The organism is Reichenbachiella sp. (assembly GCF_965223055.1).
Taxonomy (GTDB): Bacteria; Bacteroidota; Bacteroidia; order Cytophagales; family Cyclobacteriaceae; genus Reichenbachiella.
This window is the reverse complement of record NZ_CBDCVM010000010.1, coordinates 676,110-695,462: the sequence shown is the minus strand read 5'-3', so window position 1 is coordinate 695,462 and position 19,353 is coordinate 676,110. Positions and strand designations below refer to the sequence as shown.

Here is a 19,353-nt window from a genome sequence, read left to right as displayed (position 1 = left end):
TAAACGTGAGGTGCTTGTCTGCAAGGTGTATTCTTAATTCTTACTACAATATACTAAATGGAAAAAGAAAGAAAACTATTTTATCCTTAGAGCTTGGATTTTGTTTTGCTGATTGGAAGATTGTATAAAATGGCAAAGCCGAAATAACCATTAGATTCATATTCATATTCAGCTCCTTCCAGATTTCTAGGGATATTATAATTGTAGCTCAAATAAAAAGTCATTTTTTGAGTTTCAAATAAAATAGGAAGGGTTAGATAATAATTCATCAAGCTGAATGCATTGTTCGAAGAGTTAGTTGTAAATAATAAGTTATAAGCTTGAGTTTGTAAGGCATTCAGTTTTTCACCGGAGTTTAGTGAATCTCTTAGTCGAATTAGAAAACCTGCTGTGGTGTTGGTATAACCGGCTTCGCGCAGTCTATTGGCGAAAATTACCATTTCCTTGTCATTTGAACGTTTGAATCTGGTGAGGTAATTGGTGCGTGTATATTGGGATGTAATGTTTTGATTTCCAAATAGGATAGCAATTGAAGGTAGTATGGATATTTTGTTAAATGGTTTGAATCCTTTGAAACCAAGATTACCAGTTAAGTTCCAAATTAATCTGTGAGCGGTTTCCGACCCAAAGGAAAAAGAATAATCAACACCAGTATATATGTATTTAAAGTCCTGTGTTATTGACCCACTGAGCGAATTAGTCAGGGTTTGACTTGCATCCTTTTTAGTGTAAAAAGAATGATCATATGACAAGCTGTAAGTCGTTTTCTTAGCCAATTGACCTATGTAGCCTATGGTCAATACGGTGAGGTTGTATTTTGGGTCAAATTCACTATTCCAAAATCCAGTAGCATCTACATATAATCCTGAATGATGGTAATAGGCGACTCCTGGAGTCAATCCTTGCTGATCTAGACCAAAATCGCGACCGGCAGAAGTCACGCGGCTAGAGTATCCAATTTTAAATTGCAGCTGAGACTGTTTCGATGCTGGTTTTAAAAGCTCATCTATCAATGCAAATAGAGAAGCTGAGTCTGCTTCATTTTCAAAAATAGCGTCCAATTCTGCATCAAGTTTTGCTAATTCTTCTTGTAGGTCATTTTGAGCTTTACAAGTTGCGGAAATGATCAAAAGGCCCACGAAGAAAGTGGCTGTTATGGTTAAAGTGCTAAGACGCAAAAAGGAGAATTAGTTGTTTCTTTTATTTCTCATCCGTTCATTATTTTGTCTTCTGAGTTGTTCATTCGTGTTTTGCTGTTGTTGTCGCCTTTGATCAAGTCGATCAAGCAACATTCTCTTGAAATCCCTTTCTGCATTTTGAAGAGACATGAGCTGTTTAGAGTTAATTACTTTTAGCATACGTTGAGAATATTCACCTTCAAGTTTGAGCTGCCGTTCTTTGACTTCTCTACCCAGTTTGAGCATCTCCTGTGTTTCTTGTTCGGTGGCTGTTTCAGGGTTGAATTTCCTTCTTGCTTGAGCAAACTCCTGGTGGTTCTCTCTTCTTTTCTGACTGTACTCATTGTATATCGGCCAGAATTTTTGGGCATCATCTGGAGTTAGCCCCAGTCGTTCACTAATCATAGCAATTTTTGCTGACTCTATTTTCTGTCTGGCTTCATCATTTTGAGCTTGAGAAATTGTCGTTAACAAAAGCATAAGTGATGTAAGTAGTAGTCTTTTCATTGTTACAAATATATTCATGGCTATTACTATTATATAAAAGTGCTTACATGATTTCAGTTGAATAGTCGAGTTCAGAGTATATTGATTCAAGGTCATCATCTGATAGATCTCCATCAATCATCTCCTTTTCTAGTGTTTCCAAATCCTCTATGAGATAACTTTCATTTACAGAAGCTAATATTTCATCTGTGCTAATATCTTCTTCATAGAGGTATTCGATTAGATCTTCAGAATCAATAGAGGCCAACAATTGTTGAGTAGTTGGGTGGGAGTCTTGAGGATAAAAGAACCACCCAATCAGAAAAATGGCGACTGCGGCGGTCAGACTCCATACCACTTGCATTTTAGGTATGAATAAAGATGTAGAAACCCTCTTTTCTTCATTAATTCTAGATTGAATTTTTAATGGCAACTCATCAAAATAGCCATCAGGTACTTGATGAATATGGTTTCTTTCAAGTGATTCGATATCTATTTTCTTTTTCATAATATAAGCGTCTGATGATTAGACAATCATTTTAATAGAAGGTTTAATCTAGTTTTATATTTTGTTCAATTTTTTTTACAGCCAGGTGATAACTTGCTTTTAATGCCCCTTCACTGGTATTAGTAATTTTTGCTATTTCCTTAAATTTCATCTCATCAAAGTATTTCATATTGAATACCAGTCTTTGTTTGTCAGGAAGCTTTAACAAAGCTTTTTGTAATTTCAGCTGAATTTCTTCCCCACTAATGTGAGAAGATTCATCGACTTTATGTGCCAACTCGCCTGCCACATCATTTATCGGAAGAAAGAATTTATTTCTTTTCTTTTTTAAGAAATTCAAACACTCATTGGTAGCTATTCGGTAAATCCAGGTAAACAAACTTGAGTCTTCTCGAAACTTGTGAATGTTTTTCCAGACTTTGATGAAAACATCTTGAACCAGATCATCAGCGTCGTCATGATCAATGACCATCTTCCTGACATGCCAATAGACTCTTTCTTGGTATTCACGTACCAATAAGTTGAAGCCATGGTTCCGACTTTCCTCATTGCTGAGTTTTTCTATTAATTCCTGATCAGTCAAAGTAGTGCAATTTGCAACTTAGATGCTCGAGTACATTAAAGGTTTAATCTTGTTGAGGATAATTTCTTTTATTATCTCAATTCATTTGACTCAAACTTCCTGTTTTTACTACACTTCTCAAAATATTATCTAGTCCGCTCAAAGATTATTGAAGCGAATGTCATACCTTTGAGCCCCGTAACAGAAGTTTCGAATTCACATCAAATGACATCAACAAAATACATTTTCGTTACGGGTGGAGTAACCTCTTCTCTTGGTAAAGGAATCATTTCAGCATCTTTAGGTAAGTTACTGCAAGCCAGAGGGTTTTCTGTAACCATCCAAAAACTAGATCCATACATCAATGTGGATCCTGGGACTCTCAATCCTTATGAACATGGTGAATGTTATGTGACAGACGATGGGGCCGAAACTGACCTTGACCTGGGTCATTACGAAAGATTTTTGAATGAACCTACTTCTCAGGCAAATAATGTAACTACAGGTCGCATTTATTACAATGTGATTAAAAAGGAAAGAGAAGGGGAGTTTTTAGGGAAAACAGTTCAGGTAGTTCCTCATATTACCGATGAAATTAAAGAAAGTATATACCGATTAGGTAAGACTGAAAAATATGATTTTGTGATCACCGAGGTCGGTGGATGTGTAGGTGATATCGAATCACTGCCTTTTATAGAAGCCATGCGACAAGCTCGTTTTGAATTGGGGCCCACAAATGCCATCAATATTCATTTGACTTTAGTGCCATATTTGGCTGCTGCAGGAGAATTAAAAACTAAGCCTACGCAGCACTCGGTAAAACAATTGCTTGAAGCGGGGGTTCAACCTGACATTTTGGTTTGTAGAAGTGAGCACAAGTTGAGTGCTGATTTGAGAAGGAAGATTGCTTTATTCTGCAACGTTCCGGTCAATTGTGTCATTGAAGCGCAAGATGCAGACACCATCTACGATGTGCCACTTTTGATGAGAAAAGAAAAATTGGATGAAAGAGTGCTTTCTCGTATGAAGTTCTCTTACAAAAAAGAGCCAGGATTAGAGCATTGGAAGAAATTTTTAGGAAAGCTTAAAAATCCTGTAAATGAAGTAAACATTACCGTTGTAGGTAAATATGTTGAACTTCAAGATGCTTACAAGTCTATTTCTGAAGCATTTGTACATGCTGGTGCAGAAAACGAATGTAAGGTAAAAGTAAAATGGCTTTCATCTGAAGATGTTACACCAGACAATGCTGCTAAACAGCTCGAAGGGGTAGATGGTTTATTAGTTGCTCCTGGGTTTGGAGAAAGAGGAATTGAAGGAAAAATTGAAGCCATCAAAATTGCTCGTGAACAAGGAATTCCGTTCTTTGGAATTTGTCTGGGTATGCAGTGTGCCAGCATCGAGTTTGCAAGGAATGTGTTGGGTCATAAAGATGCTAATTCGAAAGAAATGGCAGAGAAGTTAAAGCATCCTATCATTGATATCATGGAGGACCAAAAGAACATCACTGAGATGGGTGGTACCATGAGATTGGGTGCCTATGACTGTCAGATCAAAAAAGGAACTAAAGCGTATAATGTTTATGGACAAACCAAAATACAGGAGCGCCACAGACACAGATACGAGTTTAACGATGCCTATTTGAAGGATTTTGAAGAGAATGGAATGATTGCTTCAGGACGAAACCCTAAAACTAATTTGGTGGAGATCGTTGAATTGAAAGATCACAGATGGTTTGTAGGTGTTCAATTTCATCCAGAGCTTAAGAGCACGGTGCTCAACCCACATCCGCTTTTTGTGAAATTTGTAAAAGCGGCCCTGTCATATAAGAAAGATAATTTATCAGAAAACAATAACTAATTAGATGGATAAAAATCAGATCACAGGTCTGGTCTTAATGCTTGCATTAATGACCATATATTTTCAATTTTTTGCTCCGGAGGTACCTGAGCAGCCTGTTGAAACAGCACCCATTGAAACCTCAGCACCTGCTACTGTCCAAGATACACAAATGGCTGCCACGCAGCCTACAGCTATTAATGACTCATTGTCATCAGCTCTTCACAGAGAGAGATATGGCATTTTTGCTCCATTTGCCACTGGTGAAGAAGAAGATATCAATATAGAAAATGAGTCTGTCAAGATTGTCCTTTCTAGTAGGGGTGGTGTAGTAAAAAGAGTTGAGCTTAAAGACTATTTGACTTACGACAAAGATCCTTTGATTTTGATGGATAAGAATAGTAGTCAATCAGATTTGCTATTTGTGAGCAATTACAAGCCAATTAATGTATCAGAGTTATACTATCAGGCAGACTATAGCAAGCTAAAAGTCGAAGGGAATGATTCATTGACTGTTAGCTTTAAGGTGGCCTTGGAGAATGGTAGATTTCTTGAGCATAAGTATAAGCTTGGAGGCACTGGTTTTCAATTACAATATGAAATCAATCTAGTAGGGATGGATGGAGTGATCGACAACCAAGACGCACAATTTACTTGGGTGGACAACATGAAAAATGTCGAACACACACTGAAAGAGTCTAGAGCTAAAACTACGATTAACTATCAGCCGATTGGTGATGACTTTGATGACCTCGGTATAGGTGAGGGTGCAGAGTCAGAAACTATTGAGCAAGGCCTAAAATGGTTTGCCTTTAAGCAGCGTTTCTTTTCTGCAGCACTGATAGCTGAAAATAAAATTGGCAAGTCAACTCTAAGTACAATCGTTGATCCTGCAGATAGTTCTACGGTAAAGACAGGTACGGCAGTATTATCCTTGCCTATAGGTGATTTAAAAACTGGTAAAGGCAAATTTCAATATTACTTTGGCCCGAATGATTATACGGTTCAGAAGAAAGTCGTGGACGGTTTCGAGCAAAATGTAGACCTCGGTTGGTTCATTTTTAGATTGGTCAATAAATGGTTGATTATCCCAATTTTCAACTTACTGGAAGGTGTGATTTCGAATTACGGTATCATCATTATCATTTTAGTTTTTGTGATTCGTTTGATTTTGGCTCCGTTGACTTACAAGTCACACATGTCTATGGCCAAGATGAAAGTCTTGAAGCCGGAGATGGATGCCATCAAAGAAAAGCATGATGGTGATATGCAAAAGTCACAGCAAGAAACGATGGAGCTCTACCGTAAAGCTGGTATTAATCCATTGAGTGGTTGTATTCCAGTTTTGCTGCAGTTTCCTTTCTTGCTAGCCATGTTCAACTTCTTTCCAAACTCGATTGAGTTGAGGCAGCAAGCTTTTCTTTGGGCGTCGGATTTATCTACTTATGATAATGTGCTAAATCTCCCATTTGAAATCCCATTTTATGGATCTCATGTAAGTTTATTCTGTCTACTGATGACAGGCTCAACTTTACTCTATACTTGGTCTAACAGTCAGATGAATTCACAAATGCAGGGACCTATGAAGTCTATGCAGTACATGATGCCGATTATGTTCTTGTTCTTCTTGAATAGTTTTTCTGCTGGTTTGACGTTCTACTATTTCGTTTCAAACATCGTTTCTTTTGGGCAAATGGCTTTGTTTAGAAAATTTGTTGACGAAGACAAGATTCTTAAAGTGATGGAAGAGAACAGAAAGAAAAATGCCAATAAGAAAAAGTCTAAATTCCAGCTCAAACTGGAAGAGGCGATGAAAGCTGGTGAAGAACAGCGCAAGCAAAAAGGAAAGAAGAAAAAGTAATTTGCTAATCTGTTGACAGCTTAGATTAAGTGTTTTACTAAATAGTAATCAGGAAAAAATGATTCTTCTTAGAGTCACTAGATAGGGATTCTGAGAATCATTTTGATAATCAGCGTTCTCTTTGAGTAACTCTGATTGGAAGTTAAAAAGAATTAAATTTAATGTCCCGTTCCGATAACCATCGGAACGGGACATTTTAGTTTTCAGCTACTTATGAGTTTATCAACATTTGTATGTGGAGAAGTTTCCAGATACAAATAGAAGAAATGCGGAAACGAAAATTATATTTGCCAAGGTCGATGAAGTGTAACTATCGACTTATTGACAATTTTCATTAAATCTGACAACGAGCTTTATGGGTAAGATTATCTCAATTGCAAATCAAAAAGGTGGAGTAGGGAAAACTACTACAGCTATAAATCTAGCAGCAAGTTTAGCCGCATTAGAATATAAGACGCTATTGGTTGATGCTGATCCTCAGGCCAACTCTACTTCTGGTATTGGTGAAGACCCTAAGCAGGTGAAAGCTGGGATTTATGAGTGCATGGTGGATGCTATTGACCCCTATGAGTGCATCATGAAATCTGACATTGATTATTTGGATTTATTGCCTTCTCATATTGACCTTGTCGGAGCTGAAGTAGAACTTGTCAATTATGATGAGCGGGAAATGAAAATGAAGGCCACTTTGGAGTCTATTCGAGAGGATTATGATTTCATTATAATCGATTGTTCGCCATCTTTAGGTTTGATTACTGTCAATGCATTGACTGCTTCAGATTCAGTTATTATTCCAGTGCAGTGTGAATACTTTGCATTGGAAGGCTTAGGTAAGCTCTTAAATACGATTAAAATTATTCAATCAAGGTTGAATCCTGATTTGGAAATAGAAGGGATCTTATTGACCATGTATGACATGAGATTGAGATTGTCAAATCAAGTAGTAGAAGAAGTAACTACGCACTTCAAATCAATGGTCTTCGACACGTTGATTCCACGAAATATTAAACTTAGTGAGTCGCCAAGTTTTGGTTTGCCAGCGATCTCTCATGATGCAGAAAGTAAAGGCGCAATTAGCTACCTGAATCTTGCAAATGAAATTGTAGCGAACAATGAGCAATTGGCCGAAATGGCCTAACAACGGACAGCCGACCAATAAAAGAATTATTTAGATGAGCCAAAAGAAAGCAAACAAAAGGAATGCGTTAGGTAGAGGGTTAGGAGCACTATTGAGTGATGATGGTGGTGGAGAGAAAAGCGTTTTGGCTAAAAAGCCTCTCCGTGAAAGAAGTGCTTCAACTGGTAGCATATCTGAAATAAACCTAGATCAGATTGAAGTTAATCCTTTCCAACCACGGACGGATTTTGATCAGGATGCTTTGCAGGAATTATCTGAATCTATAAAAGTACAAGGCATTATTCAGCCTATTACCGTAAGGAAACTTAACAACAATTCTTTTCAACTTATTTCTGGTGAACGAAGATTTCAGGCCAGTAAACTTGCTGGTTTAGAAAAAGTACCTGCGTATATCAGAACAGCCGATGATCAGCAAATGTTGGAAATGGCTTTGATTGAAAATATTCAACGCCAAGACTTGAATGCTATGGAAGTTGCTCTCAGTTACCAAAGGCTTCTTTCTGAATGTGATTTGAAACAAGAGCAGCTTGGAGATAGAGTAGGTAAAAAAAGGTCTACAGTAAATAACTATTTGCGCTTGCTGAAATTACCACCTGATATTCAAGCAGCAGTGAGAGATGGTAAAATTTCTATGGGCCATGCCAGAGCATTGATCAATGTAGAAGACACTTCACTACAATTAGATTTATTGAAGAAGATTCTAAATGAGGATCTTTCAGTGAGAAAAGTGGAAGCTTTGGTTAAACAGGCTTCGTTTCCGGATGAGCCTCAAGAAGAGCCTGAACAAAAAGTAGTGAATAAAGAGATATTAAGTGTTCAAGACAAGTTATCTTCGCACTTTGGGACGAGAATCAATATCGCCTCGAAAGATAACAACAAAGGAGAGATCAAAATACCTTTCGCTTCCGTTACGGAATTGAATCGCATTTTGGAAATCATTGACGCTTAAATATAGAGTGAAATCATCGGTATTTGTTTGGATAGGATGCTTGATCATCAGCACATCGGCTGTAGCTCAAAATGAAACCATCATTAGGGCGAATACAGATACTACCATTGTAGCCACTGACCTTGGTGGTATAGAGACGTTTCAAAGCAAATCTACTTTAGATCCTGATAGAGCTGCTTTATATGCAGCAGTGTTTCCTGGACTCGGACAGATGTATAATAAGCAATATTGGAAATTGCCAATAGTGTATGGCGGGGCAATTCTTATAGGACATTTCATCAAATACAATAATGATTTTTACAATGCTTTTCGGAATGCATACATCGCCGAAACAGATGGGGATGATACTACATTTAACCCATTTCCTCAGTTTTCACAAGAAGCGTTGCAACGAAATGCTGAAAGGTTTAAGCGAAATAGGGATTTCATGATTATTATGGGCGTGGTTTATTATCTGGTTCAGATTGTTGATGCCCATGTATCTGCTCATCTTATCGAGTTCAACATCAATGATGATTTGGCCTTGCAGCCAACCTATCACCCAAGAGAGAAATACTTTGCCCAAAATGTTGGTATGTCTTTGGTTTTTAAATTGAACAAGTAGTAATAAATCAGAGATAGTTGTAACTAATCAACTGTTAATTTTTAAAAAACTGAATAATGAATGTAGGATTGGTAGGGTATGGAAAAATGGGTCAAGCCATTGAAAAGATACTTCTGTCTAAAGGACACACGATTTCAAAAATAATCAACATTGATAATGCCGACGAAATAGCCGATATCACCCTATCTAATACAGATGTGGTCATTGAGTTTACAGCACCCGAATCAGCACTCAATAATATCAAAACGGTTCTAGGAAATAAGGTGCCAGTTGTTTCTGGTAGTACAGGTTGGTTAGAATATTACGAAGAGGTAGTGAATTATTGTAACGCTCAGGATACGGCATTTTTCTACGCATCAAATTATAGCTTGGGAGTTAATATATTCTTTAAACTCAATGAACAATTGGCTAAAATGATGAACGGAAAGGGTTATGAAAGCTCCATGGTGGAGATTCATCACACGCAGAAGTTGGATGCGCCTAGTGGAACCGCTATTACATTGGCTGAAGGCCTAATTGCAAACAACGATAGCAAGACAAAGTGGGTGAATGAGAAGTCTTCCAATCCTGAGGAACTTGAAATAATTTCCGAGCGTGTAGATCCTGCTCCGGGTACTCATGACATTACTTATGATTCTAAAGTGGACACCATTAAAATCAGTCATGTAGCACATAGCCGGGAAGGTTTTGCTCAAGGAGCAGTTTTGGCAGCAGAATTTTTAGCTGGCAAGAAGGGTGTTTACTCCATGGACGATTTGCTAAAACTTTAGGATTCAGATTAAATCATATATTTGCCGAAATTAAATCAACTATGAATTGGAATTTTTTTAAACCTAAGAAGAAAGAAGAGAAGAAAGGACCTGTGAAAGAGTGGGTAGATGCTATTGTTTTTGCAGTAGTAGCAGCCACGCTTATTCGTTGGGCATTTATGGAGGCGTTTACGATCCCTACACCCTCGATGGAGAACTCTTTGCTTGTAGGTGACTTCTTATTTGTTAGTAAGATTAATTACGGCCCAAGGACCCCAAAGACCCCCTTGCAGTTTCCGTTGACTCATGCTAAAATCTGGGGTACTAATATTCCTTCCTATACTGATGCCATTCAATTGCCGCAATTCAGATTTCCTGGTTTTGGTGACGTGGAAAGAAATGATGTGGTAGTTTTCAACTATCCTCCAGAATTCGAACATCCTACTGATCTCAAAACACATTATATCAAAAGATGTGTGGCTATAGGAGGAGATACGATCGAAGTAAGAGATTCTCAGGTGTACGTAAATGGTGAAAAAGGAGAGAACCCGGAGGATATGCAGTTTGCATACTACTTAAGAACCGATAGCAAAATCAATGATCGCGTATTTAAGAAGAATGGAGTGTGGGATTACAACCGTGGAAGCAATAATGGTTTTTATCAAATGCATGCTCGTCCGGAAGACGCTAAGAAGTTTGAGAACTTAGACTTTGTAAAAGAAGTCATTCCACACAAAGAGCCAGAAGACTTCGTCAACCCGAGAATATTCCCAAATGCAGTCAAATTTCCATGGAACGCTGATTTTTTTGGTCCATTGGTAATTCCAGCTGAAGGAATGAAAATTGAATTGACTGAAGACAATGTAGCCATATACGGTACAACCATACGCAATTATGAGGGCTTGGAGAATGTAGAACTTAAAGAGACTGAATTATTCATTAATGGTGAGAAGGCCACTTCCTACACTTTCAGCCAGAATTACTATTTTATGATGGGTGATAATCGTCACAACTCAGAAGATTCTAGATTCTGGGGATTTGTGCCTGGTGATCACGTCGTGGGTGAGGCGTCATTTATTTGGATGTCTATTGATCCAAACGAGAGTTTTCTTAGTAAGATCAGATGGTCTAGACTATTCAATGGCATAGATTAATACAGGGCATTAGAATCAAGAACCTTGATATGATCTAGTTCTTGATTCTAAATTTTACCACTCAATTTCATTTAATCCTTTATCTCTTAGAAAGGCATTTGTTTTACTGAAATGCTTATTTCCAAAGAATCCTTTGTGAGCAGCAAAGGGGGAAGGGTGAGGGGATTCTAAAACATGGTGTTTAGTTTTGTCAATAAGTGTTCCCTTATTTTGGGCATACGCCCCCCACAAAATAAAAACCAAGTTTTCTTTTTCCTCTGATAAGACTTTAATCACTGCATCTGTAAATTCCTCCCATCCTTTTTTCTGATGTGAACCAGCTTGATGAGCTCGGACAGTTAAGGTAGCATTAAGTAGAAGTACGCCTTGCTCAGCCCAACGATCCAGGCACCCATGGGGTGGGATATCTTTGTTTAGGTCATCTTTGATCTCTTTGAATATGTTCTTCAATGAAGGCGGCATTCGAGTTTCTTTCTGCACTGAGAAACATAATCCATGTGCTTGACCCTCCCCATGATATGGATCCTGCCCCAGAATGACTACACGTGTGTCGTCAAATGAGCTGAGGTCAAAAGCGCTAAAGATATATTTAGCAGGTGGAAATATTTGATGGTTTTGATATTCCGACTTTATAAATTCCGTTAGATTATGGAAGTAATCAGCTTCAAATTCTCTTTGAAGTCTTGTCTTCCAGCTTTTTTCAATTTTTACATCCATTATTTTCGAAAATAAAATAAATTGACTTACTTGTATACTCAATCCTAATCCAATTTTACAATTGATAGTGATAATTTTTGATGGTAACAGAGATAACAAAAGGCATTAAAGTGAGTGTGGAGACGGAATACCAACCTAAGTATTCCAGCCCCAGACAGTTTCATTATGTCTTTACTTATAAGGTTACTATTGAGAATCAAAGTGAACACACCGTTCAACTCAAATCAAGGCACTGGTACATAAAAGACGCAGCCTACAGTGATCGTGAGATCGAAGGAGAAGGTGTAGTAGGTCAGCAGCCAATCATAGAACCAGGGCAAGAGCACGTATATGTCTCTGGATGTAATCTGAAAAGTGGTTTGGGTAAAATGATTGGAACATATCTTATCGAACGAATCATTGATGGTAAGAAAATTGAAGTGCGAATTCCCGAGTTCGTCATGGTAGTTCCAGATCGATTCAATTAGATCAATTCCTTTTCTTGAGAATTTCATTAATTTTTTTTCGAATCATTCGATACTTGAGGTATTGGTTTTTGGCTATGGATGAACATAGTCTTCAGTCTCCATTTCTTTTTGATGTCTATCAGCAGGCACTTAATCCATCGAGGAGAAAAAAAGTCAAAAACATAGAAATTGAAGCTATCCGTAAGAGACTTTATAAAGATAGCAGACACATAGAAGTGGATAGTTTAGGTTCGAAGTCTAGTTTGGCTTTTTCTCGGTCCAAACAAATTAGTGCAATAGCAAAAGCTGGAATTTCAGATAGAAATCAATCTGAAATTTTGGTCAACCTATTAGAGTATCAGTCTTCGAAAGTTATTTTGGAATTAGGTACTTCCTTGGGGTTAAATACGATCTATATGAGTCAGGCAGGAGTAGTGGAACGTGTCGTAACAGTAGATGGAAATAGTGAGCTATGCGAAATTTCTCAGTCGCATTTTTCCGAATTGGAAATTCAAGGAATTGAGCTTATTAATACCGATATAGATGCTTTCATTCTCGAGACAAATGAAACTTTTGATTTTGTTTATATGGATGCAAATCATACTTATGAAGCCACCAAACGATATTTTTCGTTCGCGCTTGATCGATTGTCTAAATCAGGTACGATAGTAATTGACGATATAAATTGGTCTCAAGAAATGAAAAAAGCATGGCTGGAAATACAACAAGATTATTCCGATCATGTTTATATAGAAAATGATAAAATTGGAATAGTATTTGCGAATGTAAAATCTCTAAATGGAAATTATATTTTGAGATTTTAGAATATCATAACGAGCGTTTTTTATGTAATTGCTTATGTGTAATTATCTTATATTTTTGCAGCTATATAATTCAACTATGGAAAAAAATTCTTCAGCACATCAGGCACCTGAAAAAGGTCAAAATAAAAAAATATTTACGGTGATACTTGTGCTGCTCCTAATAGCAGCAAGCGGTGCATTCATTTATAAGTACTTGGAATCTTCTGAGTTGGCTAAACAAAATGGAATGACACAGGCTCAATTAGATCAGGCTTACAATGATTTAGACTCTATGAGCAATGAGTTGGATACCAGAATATTGAAAATTGCTCAATTAGGCGGAGAAATTGACACGCTTTTGCAAATCAAAACCCAGCTTGAGGAAGAGAAGAAAGCCTTCAGAAAAAAATCATACAAGCAAATCAATGATTTACAAGGAAAAGTTAACGGCTACAAAGAATTGCTTTTGGCTCAAGATGAGGAAATTGAGCGATTAAAGGTGCTCAATGATTCGTTGATGGTTGAAAATACAGAGCTGAAAGTGGAAGCAAATAGCTTGACTGAATCAATTAAAGATCTTAATCAAAGCAAGGCAAAATTGGAAGAGAAGGTGGCTACTGCTTCTAAGTTAAAAGTAGAAAAAGTGGAAATCGTCGCAGTTAGCTCTAGTGGAAAAGAAAGGTCATCGCCATTCAAAAACAGACACATTGATCATTTGAAAATTGATTTTGAAATAGCGGAGAACCGAGTAGCCCCAATAGAGGGAAAAGGAATTTTAGTCAAAATTACAAACCCTGATGGTAATGTAATTTTTGATGTAGCAGCTGGTTCAGGAACATTTGTTTTTGAAGGAAGAGAAAGCTTTTATACAGTTAAAAAGGATATTCTGTTTTGATCGAAATAGTCAATCGCTTAGTTTCTTGTACAACAAGGGAAGCGACTATGATCTTGGTAAGTATATTTTAGAAGTTTTTACAGATGACTACAAAATGGGTTCTACATCATTTATAGTCAAGTAATTATTTCCTCAAAAAGGCCTTGATATTGGTCTTTTCATCTAGAAGGACTTTTGTGCAGCACATCAGAACGATGAGTGCCATAACCATCAATTGACCACCATCGTTTCCAACGATAATCCCAATAAAAAACAAGTGGGAAAGGATAGCGCCTATCATTAGTGCCACACCTAGAAGAGCTCCTAATCCAGCATGTTTGGGCCAGAGTAATAGGATGGAAGCTATCAATTCTAATATACCTGTAGAAATTCTGAAAAATGCTTCGTAATCACCGTGCCCAAAAATCGATAGGGTAAGGTTCGTAAATAAAGCTTTGGATTCGTTGAGAAATGCATCCCCGCCTATGCCGAATTTGAAAAGCAAAGTTTCGAGTAGTATGATTGCAGCAATAAATCTAGGTAGATATTTGATGATCTTGTTTAACGTCATTGGTGTGAAAATAGAGTTTGACTTATAAGTTACACGAATCAAATAAAAATAGGGCCTCTTTGGACTTCAAAATTATAGTTGCTAACATTAATGTATCTACATTAGATACAATTAAGCTATTGATATGGGGTTGAATAAGGATATTAAGCAAAAGAAATTCAAATCAGAATTTGAAAAAGTTGTAGTGAATCTGATGTTCACTCGTAATTGGTTGGACGAACAGCAACAGCGGGTTTTAAAACCATTTGGACTAACTATACCCCAATACAATGTGATGCGAATTCTACGTGGGCAGCATCCCGAAGTATGTACAGTGAATCTGATCATTGAAAGAATGCTAGATCGTATGTCCAACGTATCAAGGATAGTAGATAAACTTGTATCAAAGGAGTTGGTATCAAGAATTCCCAATCTGCAAGACAGAAGAGCTGTTGATGTTTTTATTACTCAAAATGGGCTGGATATACTCGACCAGCTGGATGATTCTTTTCAGGTACTTTTCGAAGAAATCAATTCGTTTTCAGATGAAGATTGTAGTCGTGTGAATGATTTCTTAGATAGATTCAGAGGTACTGAGCCTGATTAAATCTTTTTGAGTATATCCAACAACCCTTTTTTCTTATCCTTGGACCGTACAACTAAAATCGGAATCTCAGAATGCAACTGAACCAATTTTTCCGCGCTACCACCAATAAAAAGTGAAGCAGCAGCAGTAATTCCTTTTGCACCTATGACGATGGCACCAGCTTTAATACTTTTTGCAGTTTTGTAGACAGATGAGATGATGTCTTCGTGTCGATCTAATGTATAAATTGGTTCAATTGTCAGGTTGGTCTTTTCAAATTTCTTTTTGAACACTTCGTAATCTTTCTTCGCATGCTCTTCCATTATAGCAGCAAATTCTTCGAATGATTTACCTGTATAGTGGTAACCACTTGGCACTTGATACACATGTTGGATCAAGCATTTTGGCTTTGGGAAATGATCAATATTGAGTAAATCGATGGTTTGATTGACTGCATCCAAAGCATTGTCAGAAAAATCTACTGGGACTAGTACCTTACTGATTCTTTTGTCAAACCCTTTTGGAATAATAAGCAAAGAACAAGCTGCTCTACGAGCTAATCGACTGATGGTTACTCCGCCGCTAGGCTTCTCATTTTTTCTACCTACAATGATCAAATCCACCTCTTTACTTGCGCTAAACTTCAGAATAGCTTTAGTGGGTTGGCCAGATCTAATTTCAATACTTACTTTTGAGTCATTGTGAATATAATAGCGATCAACTTCTCGCTCAATTTCTTTTTTTCTTTCAGCTAATGCGTCATCTATAATGTTCGGAAATTCCTTTTTAACAGCAGCAGGAACATTCAAATCCTTGATTACATTGATGAATTTAACTTGCTTAGTACCTGCAAGTTTAGCTATCATTGATGCAGCGTAGATCAATTCCTTGTCTAAGTCAGAATGGTCGAGAGCTACTAAGATTTTTTCAAATTTATACATCAGATTCGTTCGTTCAAGTTGTAATTCTTTCTTATGGATTTCAATTTATGCAAAAAGATAAATCAATTTTTAGAAATCTAACTGATTAATCTCATCTACAAGCATTTCTATTTGCTCTTTTGAATGAGTGGGAAAAGAGGCGATGCGGATATGTTTATTCTTAAATTCTCCATATCCATTTCCTATATTTAGTCCCTTTTTAGCTAAACGCTTGATTAATGATTCGGACCCACCTTCTACCTCAGCTACACCTACTGTTTTAGATCTAAATTTATTCTCTTTCACGAATGCATTTAATTTCGGGTGAGTTTCAAATAGGTTATACAAAAGTGCACTTTTATAGTTTGCTTCCTGTCTGATTTGATCTATGCCTTTAGTAAGCATGTCTTTCACCACTTTTCCTAGTAAATAGATGTTAAGCACGTTGGGAGTGCAAGTAGTCTGATGTTTGGCAGCCATTTTTGCAATTTTCAATATGCTATTGTAAGAGTCATGATAATTACCCTCTGCTTTGAGTTGTTCGGCCTTTTCTAAACATCTTTCATTGAATGTCCAAACACCCAATCCAGCAGGCAGTCCAAATGACTTCTGAACGGAGAAATATAAACTATCCAACTGGGTGAAGTCGAATTGAGGAATAGGCAAGGAGCTCACTGCGTCAATGACCAATAGTGGATCCTGATATTTGGCACGTAAGCGATAGATGTCTTCAACAGGCATTGCTGCGCCAGTGCTTGTTTCGTTTTGTGCTAACCCAATGAGCTCAACGTTTGAATCGATGACTGCAGATGGTAGATCGTGGTGTGTTCCAGCAGCTACTGTACGGCCTTCTGCATTTTTTCCATGAGCAGAAACCGCCGTATGGAATTTTTTTGAAAAATCACCATTGATAAAATGAACGGAATGTTTTCTGATGAGGTTTTCACTCATTCTATCCCAAACTTCAGTGGCAGAAGAAGTAAACCCGATAGTAAAATTCTCAGGTAATTGTAATAATTCTCTCAGCAATTCTGTGGTCTCCTGATGCATCTTAACATAAGCCTTGCTTCTATGACTTATAGAGGCAATATCAGATTTCAATGCCTCTTTGATATGTTGTTCAGCAGTGAAATATAATGCTGATGGACCAGGAGTGAAGAAAATATTTTTCATTGGAATAATTAAATATATGCACGAAAGATAAAGTCAAAATTACCTTCCATTATTCGCTGCAAAATGAATACATTTGTCGGACAAATCTCTGGGTTTTTGTATGTTTATTTAAACTATAACTATAAAAATGACCGAGTGATTTCGGTGGCTAAATCGGGCCTCATTTCGATCTCTGATCGGAACTCTTCGGAGATAACAGAGGAAGATTGAATCACACGGATAGCTCAAATCCTTACATTTTCCGGTTTAAATTTAAACCCTAAACTCAGAGATTTTACTAAAAGCCTTCATGATATAATCAGGAAGGCTTTTTCTTTAATAGAGCACTCTGAATTTAATAGTTCCGTTAATTTTTCTTAGGTCTGAAATAGCCTCCTTATTATAGTTCTTATTGATATCCGTTATCACATAACCAACTGTATCATTGGTTTTTAAATATTGGCCCATGACGTTGATGTCATGTTTGGCTAACGTATTTGTAATATTAGCCAATACACCCGGTTGATTGTGATGAACATGAATGAATCGATGAGCGTCCTGGAGTATCGGGAGTGTCAAGTTTGGGAAATTCACGCTATTGGTAGTGGTTCCAGTGTTGATGTAATCTATAATCTTTGTAGGAACAAACTCCGCAATATTTTCTTGCGCTTCTAATGTACTACCTCCAATATGAGGAGTAAGAATGACATTTGGAAGGCCTCTTAGTTCAGAGACAAATTCATGTGCATTACTCAGAGGCTCCTCTGGGAAAACATCCACAGCAGTTCCGGCAATTTTCCCACTTTCTATATTTTTCTTAAGTTCTTTAATATCTACCACATGACCACGAGAAAGGTTCATGAATACTACCCCTTCTTTCATGTAGTCAAACTCTTTTTTGCCTATAACATTAGCATTCGATTTTCGACCGTCTACATGCAATGAAACAACGTCTACTTTAGTCAGAAGCTCTTTTAAGGATTTGCATTTAGTAGCATTTCCTAGCGCTAACCTTTCATCCAGATCATAATAATAGACATTCATACCCAGCCCTTCAGCCAAAACTGAAAGTTGCTTTCCAATGTTTCCATACCCGATGATACCGAGTTTCTTGCCTCTGATTTCAAAACTACCTTTCGCTGATTTATCCCATTTGCCCTGGTGCATAGAGAAAATCTTATCCGGTAAATTTCTGATCAACATGATCATCTCGCTGATGGCTAGCTCAACCACTGATCTAGTATTGCTAAAAGGTGCATTGAAAACGGCTATACCACGCTTCGTACATTCAGTGAGGTCGATTTGGTTTGTACCTATGCAAAATGCACCAACGGCCATCAATCGATTGGCATGTTCCAACACTTTTTTGGTGACCATTGTTTTGGACCTGATACCTAAGATTGACACATCTTTTATTTTTTCGCAGAGTTCTTCTTCATCGATGCCTGCTGGGTAAATTTCAATCTGATAGCCTTCTTCTTTTACGATTTTTACACCATTCTCGTGGATATTCTCCAAAAGCAAGACTTTGATTCTATTCTTAGGATATGATAGTGCTCCTTCCATTTTATTATGATATAGTATTTCGTCTAACGAGGGGGCGACGTGGTCGGCGTTTTTTACCACGTTTTCTCGTGAAACATTTTCAGTAAAAGCATAAAACCTGTTGGCTTTGCCTTCTTTTCTAATTTCGTAATCGTTGTACCCATCTCCAATTACATGAATCTCACCTTGCAGTTTTAACGCTTCAATTTTTGCTGGCTTTCCTTTGCTTTGCGATAATATATTGTCTTCGTCAAATCCTACAATATTGTCAAGGTCATCAAACACGAATGTATTGGCGTGCACGTTTTCTTCTTTGATTCCGTATTTCTCAACAATAGGGAAGATAAATTCTTTGAACCCGTTCGAAAGAATGTAAACATGGTCTGCATGCTCTTTTAGAAAAGCCTTATTTCTTTTGAAAGATTTGGATACCAGCTTATTCAGCATGGTAATGAGAATGGGGAGGTGTTCCTTTTTGGCATCCAAGATTTGCAAACGCTGATTCAAAGATTCTCTGAATGATAATTCGCCACTCATAGCCAGGTCTGTAACGTCCGCAATTTTCTTGAGTCGTTCAATCTTTTCCGGATGATCTTTCAGTGAAATAGATCCAAGTACATCCAGTGCTTCGACGCTTGTAAATGTGCTATCAAAGTCAATCACAAAATTTTTTGTAACTGTTTCAGTCATGCTATAAAACTCCTTTTATAATGAATGAGTATTAACCTGTTT

General features: G+C 37.3%; 20 protein-coding genes. 11 read left to right on the top strand and 9 right to left on the bottom strand.

Going from position 1 to position 19,353, the window contains the following annotated elements; all coding sequences use genetic code 11:
* Positions 1 to 86 precede the first annotated feature (86 nt).
* From ACOQO5_RS10805 to ACOQO5_RS10790, 4 genes are read right to left on the bottom strand one after another with little or no spacing between them, the layout of a single operon-like run.
* Entirely contained in the window at positions 87 to 1,178 is a 1,092-nt protein-coding gene (locus ACOQO5_RS10805) for a hypothetical protein (RefSeq protein ID WP_420581704.1), read from the bottom strand.
* A 9-nt stretch (positions 1,179 to 1,187) separates the two neighbouring features.
* Positions 1,188 to 1,685, bottom strand: coding sequence for a hypothetical protein (locus ACOQO5_RS10800; protein WP_420581703.1), 498 nt, complete (start codon positions 1,683 to 1,685; stop codon positions 1,188 to 1,190).
* 43 nt (positions 1,686 to 1,728) lie between these two features.
* Positions 1,729 to 2,172 (bottom strand): hypothetical protein, encoded by a 444-nt coding sequence (locus ACOQO5_RS10795; protein ID WP_420581702.1) that lies wholly within the window; start codon positions 2,170 to 2,172, stop codon positions 1,729 to 1,731.
* 43 nt (positions 2,173 to 2,215) lie between these two features.
* Positions 2,216 to 2,755, bottom strand: coding sequence for an RNA polymerase sigma factor (locus tag ACOQO5_RS10790; RefSeq protein ID WP_420581701.1), 540 nt, complete (start codon positions 2,753 to 2,755; stop codon positions 2,216 to 2,218).
* Between the two features lie 204 nt (positions 2,756 to 2,959).
* Between ACOQO5_RS10790 and ACOQO5_RS10785 the strand changes: the two genes are divergently transcribed.
* The 7 genes from ACOQO5_RS10785 to lepB all read left to right on the top strand — a co-directional run bounded on the left by ACOQO5_RS10785 (position 2,960) and on the right by lepB (position 11,028).
* Positions 2,960 to 4,594, top strand: coding sequence for a CTP synthase (locus ACOQO5_RS10785; protein ID WP_420581700.1), 1,635 nt, complete (start codon positions 2,960 to 2,962; stop codon positions 4,592 to 4,594).
* Positions 4,595 to 4,598: 4 nt separating this feature from the next.
* Positions 4,599 to 6,434 (top strand): membrane protein insertase YidC, encoded by a 1,836-nt coding sequence (gene yidC / locus ACOQO5_RS10780; protein ID WP_420581699.1) that lies wholly within the window; start codon positions 4,599 to 4,601, stop codon positions 6,432 to 6,434.
* Between the two features lie 355 nt (positions 6,435 to 6,789).
* The gene (locus tag ACOQO5_RS10775) at positions 6,790 to 7,572 is read left to right on the top strand and encodes a ParA family protein (RefSeq protein WP_420581698.1); all 783 of its coding nucleotides are present in this window, start codon (positions 6,790 to 6,792) and stop codon (positions 7,570 to 7,572) included.
* 34 nt (positions 7,573 to 7,606) lie between these two features.
* Positions 7,607 to 8,521, top strand: coding sequence for a ParB/RepB/Spo0J family partition protein (locus ACOQO5_RS10770; RefSeq protein ID WP_420581697.1), 915 nt, complete (start codon positions 7,607 to 7,609; stop codon positions 8,519 to 8,521).
* A 7-nt stretch (positions 8,522 to 8,528) separates the two neighbouring features.
* Entirely contained in the window at positions 8,529 to 9,125 is a 597-nt protein-coding gene (locus ACOQO5_RS10765) for a DUF5683 domain-containing protein (RefSeq protein WP_420581696.1), read from the top strand.
* A 56-nt stretch (positions 9,126 to 9,181) separates the two neighbouring features.
* The gene (gene dapB / locus ACOQO5_RS10760) at positions 9,182 to 9,895 is read left to right on the top strand and encodes a 4-hydroxy-tetrahydrodipicolinate reductase (protein ID WP_420581695.1); all 714 of its coding nucleotides are present in this window, start codon (positions 9,182 to 9,184) and stop codon (positions 9,893 to 9,895) included.
* 41 nt (positions 9,896 to 9,936) lie between these two features.
* Positions 9,937 to 11,028, top strand: a complete 1,092-nt coding sequence (gene lepB / locus ACOQO5_RS10755) for a signal peptidase I (RefSeq protein ID WP_420581694.1) — start codon at positions 9,937 to 9,939, stop codon at positions 11,026 to 11,028.
* Between the two features lie 54 nt (positions 11,029 to 11,082).
* Here lepB and ung read toward each other — a convergent pair whose 3' ends face one another.
* Entirely contained in the window at positions 11,083 to 11,745 is a 663-nt protein-coding gene (gene ung, locus ACOQO5_RS10750) for a uracil-DNA glycosylase (RefSeq protein ID WP_420581693.1), read from the bottom strand.
* Positions 11,746 to 11,825: 80 nt separating this feature from the next.
* Here ung and apaG point away from each other — a divergent pair, with 80 nt between their 5' ends.
* From apaG to ACOQO5_RS10735, 3 genes are all read left to right on the top strand, one after another.
* Positions 11,826 to 12,212, top strand: a complete 387-nt coding sequence (gene apaG, locus ACOQO5_RS10745) for a Co2+/Mg2+ efflux protein ApaG (RefSeq protein WP_084370606.1) — start codon at positions 11,826 to 11,828, stop codon at positions 12,210 to 12,212.
* Positions 12,213 to 12,265: 53 nt separating this feature from the next.
* Positions 12,266 to 13,015 (top strand): O-methyltransferase, encoded by a 750-nt coding sequence (locus tag ACOQO5_RS10740; RefSeq protein WP_420581692.1) that lies wholly within the window; start codon positions 12,266 to 12,268, stop codon positions 13,013 to 13,015.
* A 76-nt stretch (positions 13,016 to 13,091) separates the two neighbouring features.
* Positions 13,092 to 13,889, top strand: coding sequence for a coiled-coil domain-containing protein (locus tag ACOQO5_RS10735; RefSeq protein ID WP_420581691.1), 798 nt, complete (start codon positions 13,092 to 13,094; stop codon positions 13,887 to 13,889).
* Positions 13,890 to 14,013: 124 nt separating this feature from the next.
* Here the strand turns inward: ACOQO5_RS10735 and ACOQO5_RS10730 are convergent, their stop codons facing one another.
* The gene (locus tag ACOQO5_RS10730) at positions 14,014 to 14,439 is read right to left on the bottom strand and encodes a DoxX family protein (RefSeq protein WP_420581690.1); all 426 of its coding nucleotides are present in this window, start codon (positions 14,437 to 14,439) and stop codon (positions 14,014 to 14,016) included.
* Positions 14,440 to 14,563: 124 nt separating this feature from the next.
* On the opposite strand from ACOQO5_RS10730, the gene ACOQO5_RS10725 reads away from it, so the two are divergent.
* Complete coding sequence (locus ACOQO5_RS10725) at positions 14,564 to 15,025, top strand: MarR family winged helix-turn-helix transcriptional regulator (protein ID WP_420581689.1); 462 nt, start codon at positions 14,564 to 14,566, stop codon at positions 15,023 to 15,025.
* Here ACOQO5_RS10725 and ACOQO5_RS10720 read toward each other — a convergent pair.
* The 3 genes from ACOQO5_RS10720 to serA all read right to left on the bottom strand — a co-directional run bounded on the left by ACOQO5_RS10720 (position 15,022) and on the right by serA (position 19,311).
* Positions 15,022 to 15,945, bottom strand: coding sequence for a universal stress protein (locus ACOQO5_RS10720; protein WP_420581688.1), 924 nt, complete (start codon positions 15,943 to 15,945; stop codon positions 15,022 to 15,024). The two genes, ACOQO5_RS10725 and ACOQO5_RS10720, sit on opposite strands and share 4 nt — an antisense overlap.
* 69 nt (positions 15,946 to 16,014) lie before the next feature.
* Entirely contained in the window at positions 16,015 to 17,097 is a 1,083-nt protein-coding gene (locus ACOQO5_RS10715; protein WP_420581687.1) for an aminotransferase class V-fold PLP-dependent enzyme, read from the bottom strand.
* Positions 17,098 to 17,412: 315 nt separating this feature from the next.
* Positions 17,413 to 19,311: a phosphoglycerate dehydrogenase gene (gene serA, locus ACOQO5_RS10710; RefSeq protein ID WP_420581686.1), complete on the bottom strand. Its 1,899-nt coding sequence runs from the start codon at positions 19,309 to 19,311 to the stop codon at positions 17,413 to 17,415.
* Positions 19,312 to 19,353 lie beyond the last annotated feature (42 nt).